The organism is Patulibacter sp. SYSU D01012, assembly GCF_017916475.1.
Classification (GTDB): domain Bacteria; phylum Actinomycetota; class Thermoleophilia; order Solirubrobacterales; family Solirubrobacteraceae; genus Patulibacter.
This window is the reverse complement of the sequence record NZ_JAFMTB010000002.1, coordinates 1,022,559-1,046,449: the sequence shown is the minus strand read 5'-3', so window position 1 is coordinate 1,046,449 and position 23,891 is coordinate 1,022,559. Positions and strand designations below refer to the sequence as shown.

Here is a 23,891-nt window from a genome sequence, read left to right as displayed (position 1 = left end):
GCCCGCCCCGGGGCGCCGCCGCACGGCGGCGCCCCGGCCGGCGCGTGCGCGCGACGCGACGACGCCCCGCACCGCCGACGCCCGCGGACACCCCGCGGTCACGGGGTCGCCCGGCCGCCGCACTACGCTCCCTGCGTGTCCGCCGGAGCGTCATCACCACCACCCGCCGTCGCCGTCCGCGGCCTGCAGCGCGCCTTCGGGGGCGGCATCAAGGCCGTCGACGGGCTCGACCTGGAGGTCCGCGAGGGCGAGATCTACGGCTTCCTCGGCCCGAACGGCGCGGGGAAGACGACCACGGTGCGGATCCTCGTGACGCTGCTCAAGCCGACGGCGGGGGAGGCCCGCGTGGCGGGGTACGACGTCGTCGCCGACGCCGACGCGGTGCGCCGCAACATCGGCGTGGCGCTGCAGGAGGCCGCGATCGACCCGCTCATGACCGGACGCGAGCTGCTGCGCATGCAGGGCGCGCTCCACGGGATGACGCGCCCGACCGCCCGCGCCCGCGCCGAGGAGCTGCTGGATCGGGTGGGCCTGACCGACGCCGGCGGTCGCCGCGTGGGCCAGTACTCCGGCGGCATGCGGCGCCGCCTGGACCTGGCGATGGCGCTCGTCCACCGCCCGAAGGTGCTGTTCCTCGACGAGCCGACCACCGGCCTGGACCCGACGAGCCGCTCGGCGCTGTGGCGCGAGGTCCGCGGGCTCAACGACGACGGCACCACCGTCTTCCTGACCACGCAGTACCTGGAGGAGGCCGAGCAGCTGGCGGACCGCGTCGGCATCATCGCCGGCGGGTCGCTCGTCGCCGAGGGCACGCCAGCCGAGCTGAAGGCGCACGTCGGCGACCCGACGCTGCACGTCGACCTGGCCGCCGACGCCGACGTCGCGGCCGCCCGCGAGGCCCTGTCCGCCGTCGGCCCGCTCGTCCCGTGCGCGGGCGCCGCCCGGGTGGCGATCCGCGCCGCACGCGGCAAGGCCACCGTGCCGGTCGCGATCCGCGCGCTGGACGACGCCGGGATCGCCGTGGAGTCCGTCGAGGTGGAGAGCCCGACGCTCGACGACGTCTTCGCCGCCGTCACGGGCTCGACCCTCGAGGGCGCCGGGGCGCGCGGGACGGACGACGCGGCCACCGGGGTGCCCGCGTGATCGCCGGCGCCGCGCGCGAGTCGCGCGTCGTCGCGGCGCTCGGCCGCCGGGCGCTGAGCGTCCAGTTCCGCCGGGCGCAGCTGCTCATGCCGACCTTCGTGCTGCCGCTCATGCTGCTGGCCGTCATCGCGTCGGGCACGAGCGCGGGCCGCGACCTGCGCGACTTCCCGGACATCCACTCCTACCTGGGCTTCGTCGTCGCCGGCACGCTGCTGCAGGGCGCGCTGCTCGCGGGCCTGACGAGCGGGATCGCCCTGGCGTCCGACATCGAGGGCGGCTTCTTCGACCGGCTGCTCGCCGCGCCCGTGCGCCGCTCCAGCCTGGTCCTGGGGCGCCTGGCCGGCACGCTCGGCCTGGCGGTCCTGCAGATGGCGTGGTTCCTGCTCGTCGCGCTGCTCTTCGGCGCGAGCTACCCGGGCGGGGTGCTCGGGGCGCTCGGCGCCGCCGCGCTCGCGGCGCTCACCGCGGTCGGGATCGGCGGCCTGGCGATCGCCATCGCCATCCGCACCGGGTCCATGAACCTGATGCAGTCGATCTTCCCCTTCGTCTTCGTGTTCCTCTTCACCGCCCCGGCGTTCTTCCCGCGCGACCTGCTGACGCCGACCCTGCACGACGTCGCCGCGTACAACCCGCTGACGTACGTCGTCGAGGGCGCCCGCGGGCTGCTCCAGGACGACGCCAGCCTGGGCGATCCGCTCCTGGGCCTCGCCGCCGCCGCCGGCCTGGCGGTGGCGATGACCGCGCTCGCCGTCCTGGCCCTCCGCGACCGGGCCCGCCGCACATGAGCAGCCGTCCGCACGCCGCGCCGCGGCGCACGAACTCGCCGGCCGGGGGCGTCGCCTGGGCGTTCTGGCGACGCTCGCTCAACGAGGTCACGCGCGTGCGCGGCGCCCTCGTCGGCACCTCGATCGCCCCGCTCGTCTTCCTGCTGGGCACGAGCGGCCAGTTCGGCCGGCTCGTCGGCCTGCCCGGGTTCCCGACGGACTCGTACCTGTCGTGGATCGTCCCGCTCTGCTGCCTGCAGGGCGCGGGCTTCGCGGGCGCCGCCGCCGGCGCCAACCTGGCGCGCGACATCGAGCAGGGGTGGTTCGACCGCCTGCTCGTCGCGCCCGTCGCCCGGCCCCTGCTGATCCTCGGCCCGGTCCTGGGGGCCATCACGCGGTCGATGATCCCCGTGACGCTCGTCCTGCTCGTCGGGCTGCTGCTCGGCGCGGACCTGACGGGCGGCGTGCTCGGCGTCGTGCTGCTCTACGTCGCGTCGGCGGGCTTCTGCACCGTCGCCGCGATGTGGGGCATCGCGATGGCCGTCCACTTCCGCACGCAGCAGGCGGGGCCGCTCATGCAGATGGGCGTCTTCCTCGGCGTGTTCCTGTCGACCGCCTACACGCCGCAGCCGCTGCTGAAGGGCTGGTTGGAGGACGTCGCGCGGATCAACCCCGTCTCGCACGTGCTCGAGCTCGGCCGCCAGGCGACCGTCTCCGGCATCGACCTGAGCCTGGCGCACACCTGGCCGGGACTCGCGTCGCTGGCGGGGATGGTCGCCGTCTTCGGCGGGCTCGCCCTCGTGGGGCTGCGGCGGATGGGGCGGTAGGCCGAGCGCGCGCGATGGGCGTCGGTACGCTCCCGCGCGTGCAGCACGAGGAGGTCCACGGCGTCGTGGTCGGCCGCCTGCGCGACGACGGGCCGGCGCTGGTCGCGGACGAGCAGCTCGCCGACCTGATCGGCACGGCCGCGTTCGCGGGCGTCGACCTGCTCGCGATCCCGGTCGGGCGGCTCGACGCGCGCTTCTTCGACCTCGCCACGCGCCGCGCCGGCGAGCTCGTCCAGAAGGCCGCGACGTACCGGGTGCGGCTGGCGGTCGTGGGCGACGTCGCGGCCGCGGTGGCCGCCAGCGCGGCGTTCGCCGCCTTCGTCCGCGAGTGCGACCGCGGGAGCGCCGTGTGGTTCGTCGCGGACGACGCCGCGCTGGCCGGCCGGCTGGCCGCAGCGACGGCCGGCTGACCCGCGCTCCCGTCCGCGCCGGGACCTCAGCGCTCCTCGGGCGTCTGCGGCCCCCGCGGCGACGGCGGCTCGGCCGGGGCGGGCTCGTGGGCGGTCAGCGGCTGGCCGAACTCGGGGCACGCCTCGTTGCGACACTCCCAGCCCTCGTCGGGCGGGAAGGCCTTCGTCGCCGGCTGGCCGCAGGTGGGGCAGACGTTCATGCGCCTGCCGCTACCCGGCCCGGCGCGCCGCCACCGCCGAGTGCGACGGCCGGAGGGTGCGGACGGGCCGTGCTGGGTACCCAGCGCCACGTGTCGCGCCTGTGGACGGCCCTCATCCTCGTCGCCGCGCTCGTCGCCCTGCCCGCGTGTGGCGACGGGGAGGACGGCGACCTGGGCGCCCGCCTGGAGCGCGTGCGGGAGCAGACCCGCCAGCTGCGCGAGCGCGCGCAGGAGCGGATCGACCGGGTGCGCGCGGACGCGAAGGACATCGAGGCGGACGCCCGCCGCATCGGCGAGCAGCTGCAGGCGAAGGTCCGGGCGGCGTTCGAGGACCTGGAGCGCGCGGTCCCGCGGGCCGACGAGCGCACGCGCCCGCCGAGCTCGGCCGGCGACGCGCCGAACCAGATCGACGCCTTCCTGACGGAGACGCTGCGGCGCATCGACGCGTACTGGACGACGACGTACCGGGCCGCCGGGCTGGGGGAGCCGCGCGTCGGGTACACCTGGGTGCCGGAGGGTCGCCGGGTCGCGACGGGCTGCGGGGCGCCGGCGGACGACACCGCCGCGTTCTACTGCCCGGCCGACGACACGATCTACGTCGGGCGGCGCATCGCCGACGGCGTCCTGCGCGGTGCGATCCGCGGGTTCCCGGGCGAGGCCGCGCAGGGCCGCGCCGTCGGCGACTTCGGCGTCGCCTACATCCTCGCCCACGAGTACGCGCACGACGTGCAGCAGGAGCAGGGCGTGTTCGACGACCGCCGCCGCGGCACGTCGGCGCAGCCGTTCGAGCTGCACGCCGACTGCCTGGCGGGCACGTGGGGCGCGTCGGCCTACCGTGCCGGCGGACTGCACCCCGGCGACGTCGAGGAGGCCCTGAGCACCGCCACGGCCGTCGGCGACTTCGAGGTGGGGAGCGAGCAGCACCACGGCACGCCGGAGGAGCGCCGGGACGCGTGGCTCCTCGGCTTCGAGTCCGGCGCGCCGCGCGACTGCAGCGTCTACCTGGGCGTCTGAGCGCTCGCCGCGGCCCCCGTCGGCGGCGCGGCCGGCGGCCGACGACGCGTGGTCCGGCCGTCGCGCGCACGGCGTTACGCGCCCCGCGCGCCGGGTAGGGAGCGGCATGTCTCCCTCCCCGCAGGACCGCGGTCGCCCGCACGACCTGGGCCAGCTCGAGCAGGTGCTCGGCTGGGCCAGCCTCGCCCTCGGCGTGCCGCAGACGCTCGCCCCGCGCGCCTTCGCCCGCGCCATCGGCGCCCCCGACGGGCCGCGCGCCACCGCCGTCACGCTGCTGGCCTGCGGGCCGCGCGAGCTCGCCGTCGGGGCGGGCATCCTCGCCGCCGAGCGGCCGTGGCCGACGCGCAGCCTGTGGGCGCGCGTGGCGGGCGACGTCCTCGACATGGGCCTGATCGTCCTGTCCTTCCGCCACGGCCCCACGAGCCGCGCGCGCCTGGCGCTCGCGGCGGCCGCCGCCGGCGCCATCGGGACGGCGGACCTGCTCGCGGCGGTGCGCTCGGGCGAGCAGGCGGACGGCGACACGCCGCCGGCCACGCGCCCCGACCACCCGATGCTCTCGGGCAAGGCGATCACGATCCGGGCGCCGCAGAACGAGGTCGAGGAGGCATGGGAGTCGTGGGACGGCGTGGCGCCGCGCGAGGCCGCGACCTTCTCGATCGCGCCCGGCGGCCGCGGCACCGAGCTGCGCGTCGACCTGGAGCACAGCGCGAACCGTCCCACCGGCCCCGGAGCCGTCGTGGACGCCGCCAAGCGCGTCACCGGCCAGGCGTACGACCAGCAGGTCGCCGACGACCTGAAGCGCTTCAAGCAGACCGTGGAGACGGGGGAGGTCCTGCGCTCGGACGGCAGCCCCGACGGGCCGTCGCACGCGCGGCTGCGGGCCCAGCGCCCCGCCCATCCGCCCGCCCAGACCACCGAGAGCCGATAGGAGCCCCGCCATGCGCGCGAACGTCTGGAGCGGCCGCAACACCGTGCAGGTCGAGAACGTCCCCGACCCGAGGATCCTCAACGACCGGGACGCGATCGTGCAGATCAGCTCGACCGCGATCTGCGGCTCCGACCTGCACCTGTACGACGGCTACATGCCGACGATGCGCCAGGGGGACGTCCTGGGGCACGAGTTCATGGGCACCGTCACCGACGTCGGCAAGGCGGTGGACGGCCTGCGGCCGGGCGACCGCGTCGTCGTGCCGTTCCCGATCGCCTGCGGGTCGTGCAACGCCTGCGCGAAGGGGCTCTTCGCCGGGTGCGAGAACTCGAACCCGAACGCGGCGATGGCCGAGAAGATGATGGGGCACCCGGTGGCCGGCATCTTCGGCTACTCCCACCTGACGGGCGGCTTCGCCGGCGGCCAGGCCGAGGCGGCCCGGGTGCCGTTCGCCGACGTCGGCCCCCTGAAGATCGAGAGCGACCTGACCGACGAGCAGGTGCTCTTCCTCTCCGACGTCCTGCCCACGGGCTGGATGGGCGCCGAGATGGCGGACATCTCGGAGGGGGACGTCGTGGCCGTCTGGGGCGCCGGCGCGGTGGGCCTGTTCGCGGCCCTGGGCGCCAAGCTCATGGGTGCGGACCGCGTCATCGTCATCGACCGCTTCGAGTACCGCCTGCAGAAGGCGCGCGAGATCGGCTGCGAGACGCTGAACTACGAGGGGACCGTGGTGCTGGAGGCGCTGAACGAGCTGACCGCCGGACGCGGCCCGGACGCCTGCATCGACGCCGTCGGGATGGAGGGCCACCACGGCCACGCCGGCGTCCACGCGATGGACCGCGTGAAGCAGGCGGCCCGCATGGAGACGGAGCGCCCGCACGCGTTGCGCGAGGCGATCATGGCCTGCACGAACGGCGGGACGATCTCCGTCGTCGGCGTCTACGGCGGCCTGGCCGACAAGTTCCCCCTCGGCTCGCTCATGAACCGCGGCCTGACCCTGCGCACGGGCCAGTGCCACGTGCACCGCTACCTGCGGCCGCTGCTCGACCGGATCGAGCGGGGCGAGATCGACCCGACGTTCGTCATCTCGCACACCATGGGCCTGGAGGACGCGCCGACGGGCTACGAGACCTTCAAGCACAAGGAGGACTGCTGCACGAAGGTCGTGCTCAAGCCCTGAGGGCTCGGCGGACCGCGGTCGACGCGCCGCCCCCTTCGGGCGGCCCGTCGTCCGCCGCCGCGCCGACGACGGCGGCGCGGGCCCGCGCCACCGGCCGGGGCTAGAAGACGATGACGAGCCGGCCGCGAACGCCGCCGGCCTCCATCCGCCGGTGCGCCTCGGCGGCCCGCTCGGGCGGATACGTGTCCGCGACCTGCAGGGCGATCCGGCCGTCCGCAGCCAGGTCGCGCAGGTGCAGCAGCGCCTCGGTGTCCTCCAGGCGGGTGGCGACCCACACCTCGTAGACCTCGATGTCGCGCGGCGGGGTCGGCCCGGACCAGCCGCGCACGACCGCGAGGCCGCCGCCGTCCTTGATCGCGGGCAGGATCGCCTCGCCGAGCAGCGCGGTGTCGAGCACGCCGTCGACGCCCTCGGGGGCCTGCGCCAGGAAGCGCTCGGCCACGCCGTCGCCGCGCTCGACGACGACGTCCGCACCGTACCCCCGGACCAGGTCGTGCTCGTCGGGGCGGGCGTCCGCGAGCACCCGCAGGCCGCGCTCCTTGGCCAGCACGGTCGCGTACCGGGCCAGCAGGCCGGCGCCGCCGGTGATCGCCAGCGTGCCGCCCGCGGGGATGTCCAGGCCGTCGAGGGCCTCGATCGCGGTCAGGCCGTTCATCGGCAGCGTCGCGGCCTGCTCGAGCGTCGCCCCGGCCGGGATCGGGACGACGGAGCCGGCGGGCACCACGACCTGCTCGGCCTGGGCGCCGCCCTCCGGCCGGCGCGGCAGCACGGCCGCCATGACGTCCTCGCCCAGGCGCACGTGCCGGACGCCCTCCCCGAGGGCCTCGACCGTGCCGGCGGCGTCCATCCCGGGCACGTAGGGCGGCTCCAGGTCCGCGTAGCGGTCCGCGACGTCCCCGTTCCGGGTGCTGACGTCGGTCGGGTTGACGGCGGCGGCGACGACGCGGATCCGCACCTCGCCGGGGCCCGGATCGCGGACGGGGCGGTCGACGACCTGCAGGACGTCGGGACCACCGAAGGCCGGGATGCCGAGCGCGCGCATGCGGCGGACGCTAGCGCGCCGGCGCCCCGGTCGCGCCGTCGCGCCAGGCCCGGCGTGGCGCGGAGCGGCGGGCGCGTCGACGCTTTACGTCCTATGCCGCGCGGGCCCGGGCCCCCGCCTACGATCGAGCCATGCCCGCCGCCCCCCGCTCGCCCCGGAAGCTCTCGCCCGACCTGATCGTCGCCGAGGCGCTCGCGATGGCCGAGGGCGAGGGCGTCGGCGCGGTCACGCTGCGGCCGCTCGCGGCGCGGCTGGGGGTCAGCGCGACGGCGCTCTACCGCCACGTGGACTCGCGCGGGGCGCTGCTGGGCCTGATGCTCGAGCGCCGGCTCGCGGACGACTACCGCGACGTGCCCGCCGACCGGTCGTGGGACGACGCGCTGCGCTGGTACGCCGACAACATGTGGCGCGTGTACGGCGCGGTGCCGGGGCTGGCGGCCGAGACGCTCGCCGGCCGGGTGACCGTGGCGCGCACGCAGGAGAGCGCGGCCCGCATGATCGGCGTGCTCGCGGACGGCGGCTTCGGCGACGACGCCCCGGCCGTCGCGTTCTGCTTCGTCCATTGGGGGCTGTCGTTCCTGGCGGCCCTCGAGCACCGGCCCGCCGAGGGCGAGGGCTACGCCGAGGTCCCGGGGCACGCGGCGCCGGACCCGCGGGCCGTCTACGCGGACGGGGTCGAGCTGCACATCGCCGGGCTGCAGGCCCGGCTGGCCGCCCGCGGCTGAGCCCGGCCGGCGGCGGCGTCGGGGGCGCTCGGCCGCCCGGGCGCGCCGGCGGACGGCGCGCGACGGCGGCGCGGCGCACACACGAGCTCGGTCCGGTCTGTCAGGCTGGAGGACCGCCGCGGCGCACCGCGGCGAGTGAACGGGCCGCATCCGCGCCCGTCGTGACCCAGGACTCCTCCTCCGTCGGACGTGAGCACCACCCGGACCGCCGGACGCGGCCCGGACGCGCCGGATCGTTCGTGGACGAGACCCGCAGCTCCCCGAGGACCCATCGTGAGCGACCACGCTCCCGCCAGCACGCCCGATCCCGACGAGACGCCGGCCGACGCGCCCGCGCCCGTCGCCGACGCCTCCCAGCCGACGCCGACCCCCGAGACGACGCCGACCCCCGACGCCGCGTCGACCGACGCCGTCCCGGCCGACGCCGACGCCGCGCAGACCGCCGACGACGACGTCGCCGTGACGGCCGCCGCCGCGGAGACCGCCGCCGCCGAGACCGCCGCCGCGGAGACGGCCGACGCCGATGCGCCCACCGACGACGCGTCGACCGGCCCGACCTTCGCCGACCTGGGCCTGCACCCCGAGCTGCTCGCCGCGCTGACGAAGCTGGGCTACGAGGAGCCCACGCCGATCCAGCGCGAGGCGATCGGCCCGCTGCTGCAGCGCCGCGACGTCCTGGGCCAGGCCGCCACGGGCACCGGCAAGACCGCCGCCTTCGCCCTGCCGCTGCTGCACCGCCTGGCCAAGGGCGAGCGCTGGGGCACGAAGCCGCGCGCCATCGTCCTGGCCCCGACGCGCGAGCTGGCGATGCAGGTCTCCGAGGCCATGCACTCCTACGGCTCGGGCCTGGGCCTGAAGGTGCTGCCGGTCTTCGGCGGCCAGCCGATCTTCCGCCAGATCAAGGCGCTCGAGCGCGGCGTCGACGTCGTCGTCGCCACGCCCGGCCGCGCGACCGACCTGATCAAGCGCCGCTCGCTCGACCTGCAGGGCGTCGAGATGGTCGTGCTCGACGAGGCCGACGAGATGATGGACATGGGGTTCCAGGAGGACCTCGAGGCCATCCTCGACACGACGCCGAAGTCGCGCCAGACCGTCCTCTTCTCCGCGACGATGCCCACGCGCATCGAGCGCCTGGCCCGCAGCCACCAGGACGACCCGGTCCGCATCCGGCTGGCGCGCGAGGAGACGCCCGAGGGCGAGGCGCCCCGCGTGCGCCAGACGGCCTACGTGGTCGCCCGCGCCCACAAGGCGGCGGCGCTCACCCGCGTGCTGGACCAGGAGTCGCCGGCCGCGGCGATCGTCTTCTGTCGCACCCGCGCCGAGGTGGACGAGGTCACGCAGACCCTCAACGGCCGCGGCTACACGGCCGAGGCGCTGCACGGCGGCATGGACCAGACCCAGCGCTCGCGGACGATCGACCGCCTGCGCGCCGGCACGACCGAGCTGCTGATCGCCACCGACGTGGCGGCCCGCGGCCTGGACATCGACACGCTGTCCCACGTGGTCAACTACGACGTCCCCTCGTCGCCCGAGACCTACGTGCACCGCATCGGCCGCGTCGGCCGCGCGGGCCGCGAGGGCGTGGCGATCACGTTCGCCCAGCCCCGCGAGCACCGGATGCTGAAGGCCATCGAGCGCCTGACGAAGCAGCAGATCGCCGTCGAGCGGGTGCCGACGGTCGCCGACGTCCGCGCCCGCCGCCTGGACCTGACCCGCGCCGCGCTCCGCGAGCTGCTGCTGCAGGAGGACGGCCTGGACGCCGTCCGTGGCGTGGTCGAGGAGCTCGCGGACGAGTTCGACGTGATGGACGTCGCGGCCGCGGCCGTGCGCCTGGCGCAGGAGTCGCAGGGCGGCGTGCCCGGCGACGAGGAGGAGATCCCCGACGCGAGCCTGCCGCGCGAGCGCCGCCGCGACCGCGACGACCGCCCCGGGCGGGGCGACCGCGGCGAGCGGCGCGAGCGCCCGGACCGCCCGCGGCGCGAGCACGCCGGCGGGCCGGACGGCGAGACGACGCGGCTGTTCGTCGGCGCGGGCCGCGCCGCGCGCATCCGCCCGCAGGACCTCGTCGGCGCCATCACGGGCGAGACGTCGCTCTCGGGCCGCGACATCGGCGCGATCCAGATCCACGAGCGCTTCTCGCTCGTCGAGGTGCCCGCCGGCGCGGCGGACGAGGTCATCGCCGGCCTGGGCGGCACGCACCTGAAGGGCAAGCGGCCGCAGGTGCGCCGCGAGCGCTACTAGCCGCCCGCCGGCGCGGGCCGCCCGGGCGGCCCGCGGACGGCGGCGAGCGGCCGCGGCGGCCCGGCGCCCGGCGGGGCGATGGGGCAGGATGGGGCGATGACGGCCGCCGTCCCGCCCGCCCTCGACGCCGCGGGGCTGCGCGCCGCCGTCCAGGCGTTCGTCGACGACGTCGTCCTGCCGCAGGTCGCCACCTGGGACCGGGACGACGTCCTGCCCGACGAGGCGTGGGACGCGCTCGTGGCCCTCGGCCTGCCCGGCGCGCTCGTCCCGACCGCGCACGGCGGCCCGGGGCGCACCGTCTCCGACCTGGTCCCCGCCTGGCGGGCTCTCTCGCGCGGCTGGATCTCGCTGACCGGCGCCGTCAACCCGACGGGCCTGGCGGTCGCCCTGCTCGTCGCGCACGGCACCCCGGAGCAGCAGGCGCGGTGGCTGCCGCGCCTGGGCTCGGGTGCGGCGCAGGCGTCCTTCTCGATCACCGAGCCGGGCGCCGGCAGCGACCTGACGCGGATCGCGACGACCGCGGCCCCGCTGCCCGGCGGCGGGCTGCGGCTGGACGGGCGCAAGCGCTGGGTCGCGGGCGGCGTTTCCGCCGAGCTGATCTGCCTGATGGCCCGCGTCGACGGCGAGCTGTCCTGCGTGCTGCTGCCCGCCGAGGGGCGCGGCGGCGACGGCTGGGGCGTCGGCGAGCTGGACAAGGTCGGCTACCGCGGCGTCGAGTCCGCGGCCTACGCCTTCGACGGCTTCGCGGCGACCGGGGCGGAGATCCTCGGCGGCGCTGACGGGCGTGGCCGCGGTCCCCGGCAGATGCTCGGGGCGCTCGGCGTCGGGCGCGTCAACGTCGCGTGCCGCGCGCTCGGGATCGTCGACCGCGCGCTCGAGGCGGCGCTCGACGAGGCGACGGAGCGCGAGGTCGGCGGCGCGGCGCTCGGCGAGCACACCCACGCGCAGCTGCGGATCGGCGAGCTCCGCGCCCGGCTGCTCGCGGCCGAGGCGCTCACCCTGCGCGCGGCCGCGGCGGTCGACGCGCACGACGACGCGGCGCGGGACCTGTCGACGGCGGCGAAGGTCGTCGCGTCCGACACCGCCGTCTGGGCCGTCGACCTCGCGTCCCGCCTGGCCGCGAGCCGCTCGTATCGCGCCGGCGACGAGCTGGCCCGCCTGCGCCGCGATGCGCCCCAGACGCAGATCGGCGAGGGCGCCAACGACGCGCTGCTGCTGGCGATCGGCAGCGCGCAGATCGCCGCGCACGACGAGGCCTGAGCGGCCCCGCGGGCCGGGCCGCCTCGGCACCCCACGGCCGCCCGCCGTCCCGCCCGCGGCTACGCCTTCGGGGCGGTGAAGCCCTTGCGCGTCATGACGCCCCAGTCCGATCGTCCGCGCAGGAACCGCCACAGGCCGCGCAGCCGCCAGACCACCGTCAGCTGGCGATACCCCAGCGGCTCCAGCAGGGCCCAGCCGAGCAGCACGAGGGTGTCGCGGCCCGTGCCGTAGCCCCGGTACGTCCACTCCTCGAGCGCGACGGTCAGGACGGTCATGAGCAGGCCGAGGCCGTACGCGACGAGGAAGAAGAGCGCCGCGAACGGCCAGTCGATCGCGCCGACGAGCAGCCCGACCCCGAGCCCGACCAGCCCCAGCAGCTCGACCACCGGCCCGAGCAGCTCGGCGAGCAGGAAGTACGGGTACGCGACCAGCCCGAGGCTGCCGTACCGGCGCCGCAGCGCCGTGCCGCGGTGCCGGCGCAGCACGTCGGCCAGCCCGCGGTGCCAGCGGTCCCGCTGGCGCGCCAGCACGCGCGCGTCCTCGGGCACCTCGGTCCAGGCGACCGGATCGGGGACGAAGACCACCCGTCCGGGGCCGCCCTGCTCGTACGCCCGGCGGCGCAGCCGCGCGACGAGCTCCATGTCCTCGCCGACGGTGTCGTGGACGTAGCCGCCCGACGCGAGGACGGCGTCGCGCCGGAACAGCCCGAACGCCCCCGAGATGATGAGGTTGCCGCCGAGCAGGTTCCAGCCGAGCCGGCCCGTCAGGAACGCGCGCAGGTACTCGACCGCCTGCATCCCCGCCAGGAACCGCCGCGGCGCGCGCGGCCGCGTCACCCGGCCGGCCTCGATCGTGGCGGCGTTCGCCACCCGGATCGTCCCGCCCGCCGCGACGGTGTCCGCGTGCAGCAGGAAGGGCCGCGCCATCCGCAGCAGCGCCTCCGGCTCGATGACGGTGTCGGCGTCGATCGCGCAGACGAGGTCGCCGGACGCCACGTTGAGGCCTGCGTTCAGGGCGTCCGCCTTGCCGCCGTTCTCCTTGTCCACGACGACCAGGCTCGGCGCCGCCGACGAGCGGTACAGCCCGCGGATCGGTCGGTGGGCGAGGACGGGGTCGTAGACCGGGTGCAGGCCGTGCAGCGCGAAGTCGCGCATCAGCACGCCGAGCGTCTCGTCCTTCGAACCGTCGTTGACGAGCACGAGCTCCAGGTTGGGGTAGCGCATCGTCAGCAGCGAGCGGACGCTCTCGGTCACGGTCAGCGCCTCGTCGTACGCCGGCGCGACCACGCTGATCCGCGGCGCCACGTCGGAGCCGAGCAGCCGCCAGCGGGACTCGAGGGCGGCGTAGCCGCGCTGGCGGCGCAGCTCGAGGGCGGCGGCGCCCAGCAGCACGAGCAGGAAGCCGTTGAGCAGCAGGAAGTAGACGAGGACGAGCCACTGCGAGACCTGCAGGATCGCCCGGACGACGTCGGCGACGGTCGCGAGCGCGCTCACGCGCGGCCCCCGGCCGGCAGCGCCAGCATCCGGCGCGCCATGTCGCGGGCCGCGGGGGCGCCGTCGTCGAGGGTCCGCCGGAGCAGCAGGGTGCCAGCGGGGCCGAGGCGCTCGAGGGCCTCGCCCGCGGCGTGGCGGACGGTCCACACGGGGTCGGCCAGCGCCGCGCGGAGCCGGGCGCCGGCGGGCCAGTGCTGCGCCTCGCCCAGCGCTCGGCACGCCGCCGCGCGGACGACGGGCTCGGGGTCGTCGAGCAGGGCGACGAGCTCGTCCGCGGCGTCGTCGATCGCCGTGCGCGCCGCGAGCGTGGCGGCGCGGGCGCGGGTGGCGGGCAGGGGATCGTCGAGCAGCCGCAGCGCGGCCGGCGCGAACGCGCGGTCCGCCAGGGGCACGCAGACCTCCAGCAGCCGCTCCGCCGCCGCGCCGGACGCGGCGTCGAGCGCCGGGACCAGCGGGCCGACGGCGGCGGGCCCCAGGCGCACGAGCGCGTCCTGGACGGCGAAGCGGTTGCCGGGGTCCGCCGCCGACGCGTGCCGGACGAGCCGGCGGACGACGTCGGGGGTGGCGTGGTCGACGGCCCAGGCGGACGCCTGCGCGCGGACCTCGGGGCGCCGGTCGTCCAGCAGGTCGGGCATCACGTCGTCGCCGCCGCCGACGACCGTCAGCACGCGGGCGCCCTGCAGGCGCGTCGGCCAGCGCCGCGCCCGGGCCTGCCGCGCGCCGGCGGCGACGAGCCCGGCGTCGGCGCCGACGCGGGCCAGCGACGCGCGCTCCGCCCCGGCGAGCACGGGCGCGTACTCGGCCAGCAGCTCGAGCGCGTGGGCCTGGGGCAGCCCGGTGAGCGCGGTGGCCACGTCCGTCGGCGCGGCGCCGGCGGCGAGCGCCGCGGCGAGCCGCTCGCGGGCGGCCGCGAGCCGGCGCTCCCGGCGGGGATCCGCCCAGGCGCGCCACGCCACGTGGCCGACGACGGCCACGAGGGCGAGGACGAGCGCGACCGCTTCGGCGCGGACGACCCAGCGCAGGAGCTCGAGCGAGATCATGCGCCCATCGCGCGCCGCACCCGCTGCAGCAGCACCGGCACGCTGAACGGCTTGGCCACGTGGTCCACGGCCCCGGCGTCGAGCGCCTGCAGGATCTCGGGCTCGCTGGCCCGCGCCGTGAGCATGATGACGCGCGTGTGCTCGAGCACCCCGTGCCGGCGCATCTCGCGCAGGATCCGCATCCCGTCGATCCCGGGCAGGTCCCAGTCGAGCAGCACGACCCGGCCGGCGACGCGGCGCTCCTCGCTGGCGACCAGGTCGGCGGCCTCGGCGCCATCGGCCAGGTGCCGCACGGTGTAGCCGCGGCCTTCGAGCGCGTGGCGGAGCAGCGCGACGAGCGTCAGGTCGTCCTCGAGCAGGACGACGTCGGCGACCGCGACGGCCGTCGCGTCCGCGCCGACCACCACGATCCGTCCGCCGCCGGCCTGCGCGGCCTCGCGCGCCGCCCGCTCGGCGGTCCGCAGCAGCGCGTCGGCGTCGTCCGTCTCCGCGGTGCGGAAGGCCAGGCCGGCGCTCATCGTGCGGGGGAGGGGCTCGTCCGGCACGACGGGGCCGCCCTCGCGGACCGCGTCGAGCACGCGGCCCAGCCGCTCCCGCGCGTCCTGCGGCGCCAGGCCGCCGAACGCGACCACGAACTCGTCGCCGCGCCAGCGGGCGACCACGGCCTCGCCGCGGAACGCGCGCCGCAGCACGTCGGCGGTCGCGCGCAGGGCGGCGTCGCCGGCCGCGACGCCGTGGCGGTGGTTGAGCTCCTCGACGTCGTCCGAGTCCAGGTACGCGACGCAGAACGGCTCGCCGGCCGCGGCCGTGCGGTCCCACAGCGTGCGCAGCAGCTCGCGGCCGCTCTCGGGGCCCGGCAGGCCGGTCAGGGCGTCGCGCTCGGTCAGCTCGCGCAGCAGCCGCGCGCGCTCCAGCCGGTTGGCGATGCGGACGAGCAGCTCGGGGCCGACGAACGGCTTGGCGACGTAGTCGTCGGCGCCCGCCCGGAACACCTCCAGGACGGTCTCGGGGTCCGTGCGCGCCGAGAGCACCACGATCGGCAGCGTGCCCCGCGCGCCGTCGGCCCGCACGGCGCGGCACAGGTCGATGCCGCTGTGGCCCCACGGCAGGTCGACGTCGAGCAGCAGCAGGTCCGGCTCGTGCTGGTCGAGCAGCGCGAACAGGTCCTCGGAGCCGTCGCTCGTGACGACGTCCAGGTCGGCGTCCTCGAGGACGACGCGGACGGCGTCGCGCAGCGCCGCGTCGTCGTCGACCGCCAGGACGCGCGTCCCCGCGGCACGGACGCGTTCGCGGACGGCGAGCACCTCGTCGATCGTCGGGGCGATCTCCAGCGCCAGCGGCAGGATGGCGTGGACGCCCGCCTGCGCGAGCTCGAGCCGGTCGACCTCGTCCGCGGGGTCGAGCACGGCGAGGACCGTCGCGCCGCTCGCGGCCTCCGCCAGGAAGGCGAGGGCGGCGTCGAGGCCCTCGGGCACGCCGAGGTCGAGCAGCACGAGCTCCGGCGCGAGGGCGCCCAGGAGCGGACGCGCGTCGTCGACGCCCTCCGCGGCCTGGGCGGGCAGCCCGCGGGTGGTCGCCTCGTCCGCCAGGCGGGCGGCCCGGCCCGGGCCGCCGCCGACGACGAGCAGCGCCACGTCCTCCGGCGGGGCAACCGGCGGCGGCGCGGGCGCCGGGGCGCCGCCGACCGGGCCGCGGTCGAGCTCCTCGCGCAGGCCGACGACGAGGCCCGCGAGGCGGGGCAGCTCGCGCAGCGGCAGCGGCTCGGCCTTCAGCGCCCGCTCCAGGTCGCGGGCGTGGGCGGAGGCGCCGAGGTAGCCGAACGTGCCGGCGGTGCCGGAGACGGCGTGGGCGGCGCGCGCGGCGGCCGCCTGGCGGTCGGGATCCAGTCGCCCCTCGAGCGCGTCGGTGATCGCGGTCTCGAGCAGCTCGACGCGGCCCATGACCTCGGGCCGGCGCTCCACCCAGATCGCGGCCATCGCCGCGAGCAGCTCGTCGTCCTCGCTCACGGCTCCCAGCCCAGCGCCGTGCGGACCTGGTCGGCGATCTCGAGCGGCGAGAACGGCTTGGCGACGACGCCGTCGGCGGGCAGCCCCGCCGCCTCGTCGGTGCTGGCGGTCAGCAGCACCACGGGCACGCCCGCGGTGCGATCGTCGGCGCGCAGCCGCTCGAGCACCTCGGGGCCCTCCATCCCGGGCATCGTCAGGTCCAGGAGGATGGCGTCCGGCGGCGACGCCTGCGCGGCGGCCAGCCCCGCGGGACCGTCCTCGGCGGTGTCGATCGCCCACCCGCCGCGGGCGAGCCCCAGCCGTGCGGCCTCTCGCATCAGCTGCGAGTCGTCGATGACCAGGATCCGTCGCGTCACCCGGTGATCCTAACGGGCGGGGAGCGCGTTCAGACGCGCCCGGCAGGCGGCGACCAGGTCGGCCGGGGCGACGGCCTCGGCCACGGCGGCGTCTGGCGCCAGACCGTCGGCCTGGCGCAGGACCCCCCAGTAGGCGCGTCGGGCGCCGCGCACGTCGCCCGCGGCCTCGTACGCGCGCCCCAGGTGCAGGCCCGCCGCGACGAGCGAGGGATCCAGGTAGAGCGCCCGCCGCAGCGCGGCGATCGCCGCGGCCGGCTCGCCCTCCCGGAGGGCCCGCACGCCGTCGTCCAGCGCGCGGTTGGCGTGCGGGTCCGCGCCGGCGGGCGCGGGCGGCGGGGCGCCGGGCGCCGGCGGCGGCGCCCCGGGGGTGGGCCGCAGCGGGCCGCGGACGCCGGGGCGCGGCGGACGCGGGGCGTCGGTCGGGGCCGCGAGCGGACGGGCGGCGCGGGCGGGCCCGGCGGCCCGGGCGACGCGGCCGGCGCGGGCCGGGCCCAGGCGGTCGGCCGTGCCGAGGACCAGGGTGCCGCCGGGGCGCAGCGCCCGGCGCAGGCGGTCCGCGACGTCCCCGGCGACGTCGGCGTCGAAGTAGATCAGGACGTTCCGGCAGACCACGACGTCGAAGGGCTCCGCGCCGTCCGGCGGCACGGCGTCGTGCACGAGGTTGTGCGGCGCGAACGACACGCGGCGGCGCAGCCCGTCGCCGACGGCGAGGCCCGGCCCGTCGGGGGCGAACCAGCGGGTGCGCTGGCCGGCGGTGAGCAGGCGCACCGAGCGGGGGCCGTAGACGCCGTGGCGGGCGCGCTCGAGCACGGCCGGGGAGATGTCGGTCCCCAGCACCTGCACGGGCGGCTCCTCCAGCCCGAGCGCCTCCGCCGCGACGAGGACGAGCGAGTACGCCTCCTCCCCGCTGGAGCAGCCCGCGCTCCAGACACGCAGCGCGCTGCGGCCGGCCAGTCGCGCCGTCGTCAGCAGGCCGGACCAGTCGACGCGGCGCAGCTCGTCGGGGTGCCGGAGGAAGAACGTCTCGTGGACCGCGACCTCCCGCACGAGGCGGTCGACGAGCTCGTCGCGGCGATGCGCGTCGCGCTCGGCCAGGAGCGCGGGCACGGACAGGCCGGGCGCGAGGCGGTCCAGGCCGCGGCGCAGCGCGAGCAGGCCGGACGGTCCCAGGCGGATGCCGCTGCGCCGGGTGACCAGCTCGGCGAGGCGATCCAGGGGGTCAGGCACCGGACGCCCCCGGGGGCAGCGCCGTCAGCCCGGCGCCGATGCGGTCGAGCGACAGGGCCGCGGCGCCGGCCTGCACCGCGGCGGCGGGCATGCCCCACACGGCGGACTCGCTCGGACGCTGCGCCCACACGTCGCCGCCGGCGGCGACGATCGCGGCTGCGCCGGCGGCGCCGTCCCGGCCCATCCCGGTCAGCACGATCCCGAGCGCCCCGCCGCCCGCGGTGGCGGCCAGGGAGGACAGCAGCACGTCGCCCGACGGCCGGTGCGGCCCGGCCGCCGCGCGACGGTCCAGGTGCAGCCGCCGGTCGGGCCGCAGCACCAGGTGCGCGCCGGTGGGGGCGACGGTCACGCCGGGCGCGAGGGGCTGGCCGTCGCGGGCGATCCGCACGGGCACCGGGACGACGTCGGCGAGCCAGTCCGCCAGGCCCTCGGCGAAGCCGTCGGAGATGTGCTGCACCACCAGGATCGGCAGCCGGTACCGGGGCGGAAGCCCCCCGAGGACCGTGCGCAGGGCGGGCGGTCCGCCCGTCGACGCCACGATCCCCACGACGGAGGTCCGACGCAGCCGCGTGGGCCGGTCGGTCGGCGCTCGCGGCGGCGGAGGCGGCGCCGTCGGCACGGGCCGCCGCGGCGGCGGGGCGGCCGGGGGCGGCGCCGTGCGCTGCTCCGCCAGGCGGGCCAGGCGACGGCGCAGGGCGGCCGCCCGCGGGTCGCCCGCCGCGCCGAGCCGCACGTCGGCCTTCGGGATCGCCTCGAGCGCCCCCGCGGCCAGCGCCTCGGCGACGAACCGGCCGCTGCGCCCCGCGTGCGCCGACAGCACGACGATCGGCACCGGGTGCGACGCCATGATGCGCCGGATCGCGGCGGCGCCGTCCAGGCCGCCCCCCAGCTCCAGGTCCATCGTGACCAGGTCGGGCTGCACCTGCGGCAGGACGCGCAGCAGGCTCTCCGCGTCCTGGGAGATCGCGACGACCTCGAAGGCGCCGTCGGCCTCGAGCAGGCGCTGCAGCCCGTGCGCGTAGGCGAACGAGTCCTCGCAGATGGCGACGCGCAGGCTCATCGCAGGTCGATGAGCCGTCCGACGGTGTCGAGGAGCGACCGCTGGTCGAACTGCGCCTTCACGACCCAGGCGTCCGCCCCCGCCTCGGCGCCGCGCAGCCGGGCGCGCTCGTCGCTCACCGACGAGACGATCACCACCGGCAGGGACCGCGTCGCGGGGCGGGCGCGGAGCGTCTCGAGCAGCGCGAGGCCGTCCATCACGGGCATCTCGATGTCGGTCACCACCAGGTCCACGTCCTCGTCGGCGTCGACGATCGCGAGCGCGTCCCGCCCGTCGGCGGCGACGGACACCCGGTACCCGGCCGACTCGAGGATCGAACGCTGCAGCTCCCGCACCGTGAACTGGTCGTCGACGACGAGCACGTGCGGGACGACCGGGACCGCGTCGACGGCGCGGGCCCCCGGCGTCGTGCGGGCCGCGGCGCGCACCAGGTGGGCCGGGTCGAGCAGCAGCGCGATCGTCCCGTCGGGCAGCATCGTCGCGCCGAGGTAGCCGGGGACGCCGCCGAGGATCGGTCCGAGCGGCTTCGTGACCGCCTCGCGGTCCCCGACCAGCCGGTCGCAGGTGACGGCGGCCCGCGCGCCCGCGGCCCGCAGCACGAGCGTCGGCGCGTCGGGGGCCAGCGCGGGGGCGGACTGGCCGATCAGGTCGGCCAGGTCCGCCAGCGGCAGCGCCGCGTCGGCGTGCCGCACGTAGCAGCGGCCCTCGAGCTCTTCGACGCGCGGCTCGACGACGGCCTCCTCCACGCTGCCGAGCGCGACGGCGAAGCGCTGGCCGCCGCGCTCCACGACGAGCAGCTGCATGATCGCGAGCGTCAGCGGCAGGAGGAGCGAGATCGTCGATCCGCGGCCGGGCTCCGAGCTGGCCTCGAGCTGGCCGCCGAGCCCCTCGACGTGGCGCTTGACCGCGTCCAGGCCGACGCCCCGTCCCGACAGCGAGGAGCTGGCGCCGCCGGTGGACGTCCCGGCCTCGGCGAGCACGTCCGCCAGCGGGACGCCGCGCGCGGCGGCGCGGTCGACGAGCGCCTGCGGCACGCCGCGGCCGTCGTCCGTGCAGGACACGCGCACCTGGCCGCCGCGCTGCTCGGCGCGCAGCAGGATCCGGCCGGTCTCCGGCTTGCCGGCGGCGCGGCGGTCCTCCGGCGCCTCGATGCCGTGCGAGATCGCGTTCCGCAGCAGGTGGACGAGCGCCTCGGCGATCCCGTCGAGGACCGAGCGGTCCAGCGGCGTCTCCATCCCCTCCAGGTCCAGCCGCACGTCCCGGTCCGCGGCCGCGGCGATGTCGCGCACGGCGCGGGGGAGGGGGTCGGTGATCGTGCGCAGCGGCAGGGTGCGCAGCGCGAGCACGGCGTCCTGCAGCTCGGCGACGATCGTCTCGCCCTGATCGAGCTCCTGCAGGACGCCCTCGTCGGCCAGGCCGGCGTTCCGCACGCGGTGCTCCAGGCGCCCCAGGCCCAGGGCGGCCTCGCCGGTGACGGCGAGGAGCTGGTCGACCTTCGCCGCCGCCACGCGCATCGTGCGCGTGGCCTCTGCCGCGGGATCCGCGGGCCGCGGGACTCCCGCGGCGGGCGACGGCGGACCGGCGGGCGGCGGGCCCGGCGACGACGCGGGGGGCGGCGGGGGCAGCGGGGCGGGCGCCGGGGGCGCGTCGTCGGCGGTCGGCGGATCGTCCGGCGGCGCGGGCGCGGGCGCGGGCGCGGGGGCGCCGGAGGGCGTCGGCGCGTCGTCGGCCCCGGCCGCCGCGTCGCTCTCGGGCCGGCCCGCCCGCAGCGCCGTCCCCGCCGGCTCCAGCAGCGACTCGTCCCCGGCCAGCGCGGCGCGGATCGCGTCGGCGGCGGCGAGCAGCCCCGCCGCGTCGGCGCCCTCCAGGCGGCCGGCCGTCCGGGCGACCGCCAGCACGTCCTCCATGGCGGTCGCGAGGTCACCGATCCCCGCGAACCCGAACATCCCGGCCGACCCGCGGATGGAGTGCGCGTCGCGGAACAGCTCGGCGACGGCGTCGGCGTCGGCCGCGCCGGTGCGCTCGGCGGCGAGCAGCACGTCGGTCATGCGGTCCAGGCGCTCCGCGCTCTCGTCGCGGAAGATCTGCAGCAGGGCCGGATCCACGCTCAGCCGCCCGTCGCCGCGTCCAGGGTCGCGCGCACGTCGAGGACGCCGATCAGGTGCTCGCCGCCGACGAGCGCGCCGCTCGTCAGCGGCGACGACGCGGGGGCCAGCTCGCCGGCCGGCACCGTCTCGATGTCGTCGATCGCGTCGACGGCCAGGCCAGCGCGCCGCCCGCCCTCCTCCACGACGACGATGCGCGCCGGGGCGTCCCCGGCCACGCCGAGCATCCCGGCCAGGCGCAGCACCGGCAGCAGCTCGCCGCGCAGGGCGCGGACGCCCGCGACGTGCGGGCCGGCGCCCGGGACGGGGGTCGGCTCGCCCAGCAGCTCCACCTCGCGAACCGCCTCGATCGGCAGCGCGTAGTGCTCCCGGCCGACGCGGACCCGCAGGTGGGGGCTCACGACGACCGGTGCTCGGGGTCGACGACCACGCCGTTGCGCTCGAGCAGCCCGTCGAGGTCGGCGGCGAGCTGCTCCACGCGCGCGGTGGTCTCCAGTCGCGCCGCCTGCTCCGCGGAGAGCTGCTCGACGGCGCCGCGGATCTCCTGCAGCGCCGCGGCGACCTGCTCGGCGGCGTCCCGCTGCTGCTCCGTCGCCTCCAGGCTCTCCGCCAGCTCGGGGATCGACGAGTGCATCAGGTCGGCGATCAGGTCCGCCTTCTTCGTGCCCTGCTCCGTGGCGAGGATCGTGGCGTTCGTGCCGTCCTGCACCCGGCCGACGATCTGCTTGATCGACTCGGTGGAGCGGGACGACCGCTCGGCCAGCTTGCGCACCTCGCCCGCGACCACGGCGAAGCCGCGGCCCGCCTCGCCCGCGCGGGCGGCCTCGATCGCGGCGTTCAGCGCGAGCAGGTCGGTGCGCTCGGCGATCTCGTTGAGCAGGTCGAGGATCTCGCCGATCTCCTGGCTCGCCTGACCGAGCTCCAGCGACCGCTCGGCGATGGCGCTCACCTGCTCGCGCATCTCCTCCATGGTCTGCACCGTCTGGTCGGCGGCGCTCGCGCTGGTCTGCGCGCCCGCCGCCACCGACGCGGCGGTGGCGGAGAGCTCGTCGACCGTCGCCGCCAGCTCGGCGATCGCCGCGGACTGCTCGCTCGTGGCGGCGGCGGACTGCTGCGTGGCGGTGCGCATCTCGAGCGTCGCGCCGCTGAGGGACCGCGCGGTGCGCCCGACCCGGTCGAACAGGCGGGCGAGCAGCCGCACGACGTACGTCAGCAGCACGACGATCACGAGCGCCACCAGGACGGAGATCGCGATCGTGGCCTGCCGGGCCTGTCGCCCGTTGTCCCGCGCCTTCGCGATGACCGCGGGCACCTCGCCCGCCTCGTCGTCGGAGAACGCCTGGACCTGCTGGCGCAGGCGGCGGACGTCGCCCTGCGAGCGCCGCAGCAGGGCGTCGTCGCTGCGGCCCTTCAGGCTGTTCAGCGCGGCGCGGCGCGAGTTGATCGCCACCGCGTTGGCCTCGCGGATCGCCTCGACGGCGCGCGCCTCGTCGCCCTCGATGTCGCCCCGGGCCTCGAGCTCGTCCAGCAGGGGCGCGAACCGGTCCTGCGCGGCCCGCAGGCTGCGGAACGCCTGCGGGTCGCCCTCCTGGATGTACGTCGTGGAGTACTGGAGCCGCTCGAGCAGGTTGCGCTGGAGCGAGACGAGGATCCGCTGCGTCTCGGTCTGGCGCGCGACGCGGTCGTACTGGTCCTCCGCCGCGCTGAACCGCGTGACCGCGACGACGACCGTGACGGCGAGGAGGACGACCACGACGACGCCGGTCAGGGCCACGGTGCGGGATGGTCCGGGGAGGCGGCGGAGCACGGTCCCATGCTAATCGGCCGCCGGGCGCCGGACTTCAGGTGCACGCGCCCGCCCGTGACGCGGCGCCCTACCGTCGGTAGCGTGCCCGGGATGGTCGCCGACGCCCCCACGGTCCCCACCCGTCGCCGCGTGCGCAGCGCGGACGGGACGACGCTCGCCGTGCGGGAGCACGGCGACCCCGCGCGCCCGACCGTGCTGCTCGTCCACGGCTACCCGGACACCTCGGCACTGTGGGAGCGGGTGATCGCCCGGCTGGAGGGCGACCTGCACGTCGTCGCCTACGACGTCCGCGGCGCGGGAGAGAGCGACCGGCCGGGCGGCCTGGCGCCCTACGCGCTGCGGCACCTGGCGGAGGACGTCCGCGCGGTCGCCGACGCCGTGTCGCCCGACCGTCCCGTCCACCTCGTCGGCCACGACTGGGGGGCCCTGCAGGGGTGGGAGGCCGCGGCGCGCCCCGGGGTCCGCGAGCGCCTGGCGTCGTTCACCGCCATCGCCGGTCCCAGCCTGGACCTCGTCGGGCAGCGGCCCCGACCGGGTCGTCGTCCGCGTCCGGCGCAGACGCTGAAGCAGGCGGCGAAGTCCTGGTACATCGCCGCCTTCCACGTGCCCTTCCTGGCGCCGCTCGCGTGGCGGCTGTGGGTGGGCGATCACTGGCCCGCCGTGTTCGCGCGGACGGAGGGGGAGCGGCCGCCCGCCGGCCATCCGGCGCCGACGGTGACGCAGGACGGCATCGCCGGGATCCGCCTCTACCGGCGCAACGTCCTGGAGCGTTTCCTGCGGCCCCGCTACGACCGGGTGGAGGTGCCGCTCGTGCAGGTCGGCATCACGCTGCGCGACGTCGCGCTCTCGCCCCACCTGTACGCCGACCTGCCGGGCCGGATGCCCGAGCTGTGGCTGCGGCGCGCGGACGCGACGCACTGGTTGCCGCTCCTGCACCCCGACCTGGCGGCCCGCTGGATCCGCGAGGCGGTGGCCACGGCGGAGGGCGACGCGCCGCCGCCCGCGGACGCCGAGGTGCACCGCGAGGCCGTCGCGGGCCGTTGACGCCGCACGCTACCGTCGG

22 protein-coding genes are annotated in these 23,891 nt (G+C 77.5%); 11 read left to right on the top strand and 11 right to left on the bottom strand.

The window, feature by feature from the left end:
• Positions 1–135 precede the first annotated feature (135 nt).
• Genes J3P29_RS14360 through J3P29_RS14345 form a run of 4 tightly spaced genes read left to right on the top strand, consistent with a single transcriptional unit; the run spans position 136 to position 3,144 of the window.
• Positions 136–1,143 (top strand): ATP-binding cassette domain-containing protein, encoded by a 1,008-nt coding sequence (locus J3P29_RS14360; RefSeq protein ID WP_210494295.1) that lies wholly within the window; start codon positions 136–138, stop codon positions 1,141–1,143.
• Entirely contained in the window at positions 1,140–1,928 is a 789-nt protein-coding gene (locus J3P29_RS14355) for an ABC transporter permease (protein WP_210494292.1), read from the top strand. The genes J3P29_RS14360 and J3P29_RS14355 overlap by 4 nt, the downstream gene beginning before the upstream one ends.
• Positions 1,925–2,734: an ABC transporter permease gene (locus tag J3P29_RS14350; protein WP_210494290.1), complete on the top strand. Its 810-nt coding sequence runs from the start codon at positions 1,925–1,927 to the stop codon at positions 2,732–2,734. The genes J3P29_RS14355 and J3P29_RS14350 overlap by 4 nt, the downstream gene beginning before the upstream one ends.
• Before the next feature lie 38 nt (positions 2,735–2,772).
• Positions 2,773–3,144 carry a DUF4180 domain-containing protein gene (locus J3P29_RS14345; RefSeq protein WP_210494287.1) on the top strand — a complete coding sequence of 124 codons (372 nt, stop codon included), beginning with the start codon at positions 2,773–2,775 and terminating at the stop codon, positions 3,142–3,144.
• Between the two features lie 26 nt (positions 3,145–3,170).
• Here the strand turns inward: J3P29_RS14345 and J3P29_RS14340 are convergent, their stop codons facing one another.
• On the bottom strand, positions 3,171–3,344 hold the full coding sequence (locus tag J3P29_RS14340) for a hypothetical protein (protein WP_210494284.1): 174 nt from the start codon (positions 3,342–3,344) through the stop codon (positions 3,171–3,173).
• 90 nt (positions 3,345–3,434) lie between these two features.
• On the opposite strand from J3P29_RS14340, the gene J3P29_RS14335 reads away from it, so the two are divergent.
• The 3 genes from J3P29_RS14335 to J3P29_RS14325 all read left to right on the top strand — a co-directional run bounded on the left by J3P29_RS14335 (position 3,435) and on the right by J3P29_RS14325 (position 6,466).
• Positions 3,435–4,358, top strand: a complete 924-nt coding sequence (locus J3P29_RS14335; protein WP_210494281.1) for a neutral zinc metallopeptidase — start codon at positions 3,435–3,437, stop codon at positions 4,356–4,358.
• Positions 4,359–4,464: 106 nt separating this feature from the next.
• Positions 4,465–5,286, top strand: coding sequence for a hypothetical protein (locus J3P29_RS14330; RefSeq protein WP_210494279.1), 822 nt, complete (start codon positions 4,465–4,467; stop codon positions 5,284–5,286).
• Positions 5,287–5,296: 10 nt separating this feature from the next.
• Positions 5,297–6,466 (top strand): zinc-dependent alcohol dehydrogenase, encoded by a 1,170-nt coding sequence (locus J3P29_RS14325; RefSeq protein ID WP_210494275.1) that lies wholly within the window; start codon positions 5,297–5,299, stop codon positions 6,464–6,466.
• Positions 6,467–6,566: 100 nt separating this feature from the next.
• On the opposite strand, the gene J3P29_RS14320 is transcribed toward J3P29_RS14325, so the two are convergent.
• Positions 6,567–7,508: an NADP-dependent oxidoreductase gene (locus tag J3P29_RS14320; RefSeq protein WP_210494273.1), complete on the bottom strand. Its 942-nt coding sequence runs from the start codon at positions 7,506–7,508 to the stop codon at positions 6,567–6,569.
• Positions 7,509–7,639: 131 nt separating this feature from the next.
• Here J3P29_RS14320 and J3P29_RS14315 point away from each other — a divergent pair, with 131 nt between their 5' ends.
• The 3 genes from J3P29_RS14315 to J3P29_RS14305 all read left to right on the top strand — a co-directional run bounded on the left by J3P29_RS14315 (position 7,640) and on the right by J3P29_RS14305 (position 11,734).
• Entirely contained in the window at positions 7,640–8,233 is a 594-nt protein-coding gene (locus J3P29_RS14315; protein WP_210494269.1) for a TetR family transcriptional regulator, read from the top strand.
• A gap of 567 nt (positions 8,234–8,800) precedes the next feature.
• Positions 8,801–10,474, top strand: a complete 1,674-nt coding sequence (locus tag J3P29_RS20470) for a DEAD/DEAH box helicase (RefSeq protein ID WP_282600190.1) — start codon at positions 8,801–8,803, stop codon at positions 10,472–10,474.
• 96 nt (positions 10,475–10,570) lie between these two features.
• Positions 10,571–11,734 (top strand): acyl-CoA dehydrogenase family protein, encoded by a 1,164-nt coding sequence (locus tag J3P29_RS14305; protein WP_210494266.1) that lies wholly within the window; start codon positions 10,571–10,573, stop codon positions 11,732–11,734.
• A gap of 59 nt (positions 11,735–11,793) precedes the next feature.
• Here J3P29_RS14305 and J3P29_RS14300 read toward each other — a convergent pair whose 3' ends face one another.
• From J3P29_RS14300 to J3P29_RS20835, 9 genes are read right to left on the bottom strand one after another with little or no spacing between them, the layout of a single operon-like run.
• Positions 11,794–13,227, bottom strand: coding sequence for a glycosyltransferase family 2 protein (locus J3P29_RS14300; RefSeq protein WP_210494262.1), 1,434 nt, complete (start codon positions 13,225–13,227; stop codon positions 11,794–11,796).
• Positions 13,224–14,267 (bottom strand): HEAT repeat domain-containing protein, encoded by a 1,044-nt coding sequence (locus J3P29_RS14295; RefSeq protein ID WP_210494260.1) that lies wholly within the window; start codon positions 14,265–14,267, stop codon positions 13,224–13,226. The genes J3P29_RS14300 and J3P29_RS14295 overlap by 4 nt, the downstream gene beginning before the upstream one ends.
• Positions 14,264–16,273, bottom strand: coding sequence for a response regulator (locus J3P29_RS14290; RefSeq protein ID WP_210494258.1), 2,010 nt, complete (start codon positions 16,271–16,273; stop codon positions 14,264–14,266). Before J3P29_RS14290 ends, J3P29_RS14295 begins: the two co-directional genes overlap by 4 nt.
• The gene (locus tag J3P29_RS14285; protein ID WP_210494255.1) at positions 16,270–16,629 is read right to left on the bottom strand and encodes a response regulator; all 360 of its coding nucleotides are present in this window, start codon (positions 16,627–16,629) and stop codon (positions 16,270–16,272) included. The genes J3P29_RS14290 and J3P29_RS14285 overlap by 4 nt, the downstream gene beginning before the upstream one ends.
• Before the next feature lie 9 nt (positions 16,630–16,638).
• Positions 16,639–17,856 carry a protein-glutamate O-methyltransferase CheR gene (locus tag J3P29_RS14280; RefSeq protein WP_210494253.1) on the bottom strand — a complete coding sequence of 406 codons (1,218 nt, stop codon included), beginning with the start codon at positions 17,854–17,856 and terminating at the stop codon, positions 16,639–16,641.
• Positions 17,849–18,916, bottom strand: a complete 1,068-nt coding sequence (locus tag J3P29_RS14275) for a chemotaxis protein CheB (protein WP_210494251.1) — start codon at positions 18,914–18,916, stop codon at positions 17,849–17,851. Before J3P29_RS14275 ends, J3P29_RS14280 begins: the two co-directional genes overlap by 8 nt.
• Entirely contained in the window at positions 18,913–21,021 is a 2,109-nt protein-coding gene (locus tag J3P29_RS14270) for a response regulator (protein WP_210494249.1), read from the bottom strand. Before J3P29_RS14270 ends, J3P29_RS14275 begins: the two co-directional genes overlap by 4 nt.
• Before the next feature lie 2 nt (positions 21,022–21,023).
• On the bottom strand, positions 21,024–21,422 hold the full coding sequence (locus J3P29_RS14265) for a chemotaxis protein CheW (protein ID WP_210494247.1): 399 nt from the start codon (positions 21,420–21,422) through the stop codon (positions 21,024–21,026).
• Complete coding sequence (locus tag J3P29_RS20835; RefSeq protein WP_210494244.1) at positions 21,419–22,828, bottom strand: methyl-accepting chemotaxis protein; 1,410 nt, start codon at positions 22,826–22,828, stop codon at positions 21,419–21,421. Before J3P29_RS20835 ends, J3P29_RS14265 begins: the two co-directional genes overlap by 4 nt.
• 90 nt (positions 22,829–22,918) lie before the next feature.
• Between J3P29_RS20835 and J3P29_RS14255 the strand changes: the two genes are divergently transcribed.
• Positions 22,919–23,872: an alpha/beta fold hydrolase gene (locus J3P29_RS14255; RefSeq protein WP_246852178.1), complete on the top strand. Its 954-nt coding sequence runs from the start codon at positions 22,919–22,921 to the stop codon at positions 23,870–23,872.
• Positions 23,873–23,891: the final 19 nt, after the last annotated feature.

Excerpts from the sequence above, each read along its gene's own strand:
- J3P29_RS14350 (WP_210494290.1), top strand. The coding sequence starts at position 1,925 with ATGAGCAGCCGTCCGCACGCCGCGCCGCGGCGCACGAACTCGCCGGCC.
- J3P29_RS14325 (WP_210494275.1), top strand. The coding sequence starts at position 5,297 with ATGCGCGCGAACGTCTGGAGCGGCCGCAACACCGTGCAGGTCGAGAAC.
- J3P29_RS14340 (WP_210494284.1), bottom strand. The coding sequence starts at position 3,344 with ATGAACGTCTGCCCCACCTGCGGCCAGCCGGCGACGAAGGCCTTCCCG.
- J3P29_RS14295 (WP_210494260.1), bottom strand. The coding sequence starts at position 14,267 with ATGATCTCGCTCGAGCTCCTGCGCTGGGTCGTCCGCGCCGAAGCGGTC.
- J3P29_RS14255 (WP_246852178.1), top strand. The coding sequence starts at position 22,919 with ATGGTCGCCGACGCCCCCACGGTCCCCACCCGTCGCCGCGTGCGCAGC.
- J3P29_RS14320 (WP_210494273.1), bottom strand. The coding sequence starts at position 7,508 with ATGCGCGCGCTCGGCATCCCGGCCTTCGGTGGTCCCGACGTCCTGCAG.
- J3P29_RS14315 (WP_210494269.1), top strand. The coding sequence starts at position 7,640 with ATGCCCGCCGCCCCCCGCTCGCCCCGGAAGCTCTCGCCCGACCTGATC.
- J3P29_RS14305 (WP_210494266.1), top strand. The coding sequence starts at position 10,571 with ATGACGGCCGCCGTCCCGCCCGCCCTCGACGCCGCGGGGCTGCGCGCC.
- J3P29_RS14330 (WP_210494279.1), top strand. The coding sequence starts at position 4,465 with ATGTCTCCCTCCCCGCAGGACCGCGGTCGCCCGCACGACCTGGGCCAG.
- J3P29_RS14275 (WP_210494251.1), bottom strand. The coding sequence starts at position 18,916 with ATGAGCCTGCGCGTCGCCATCTGCGAGGACTCGTTCGCCTACGCGCAC.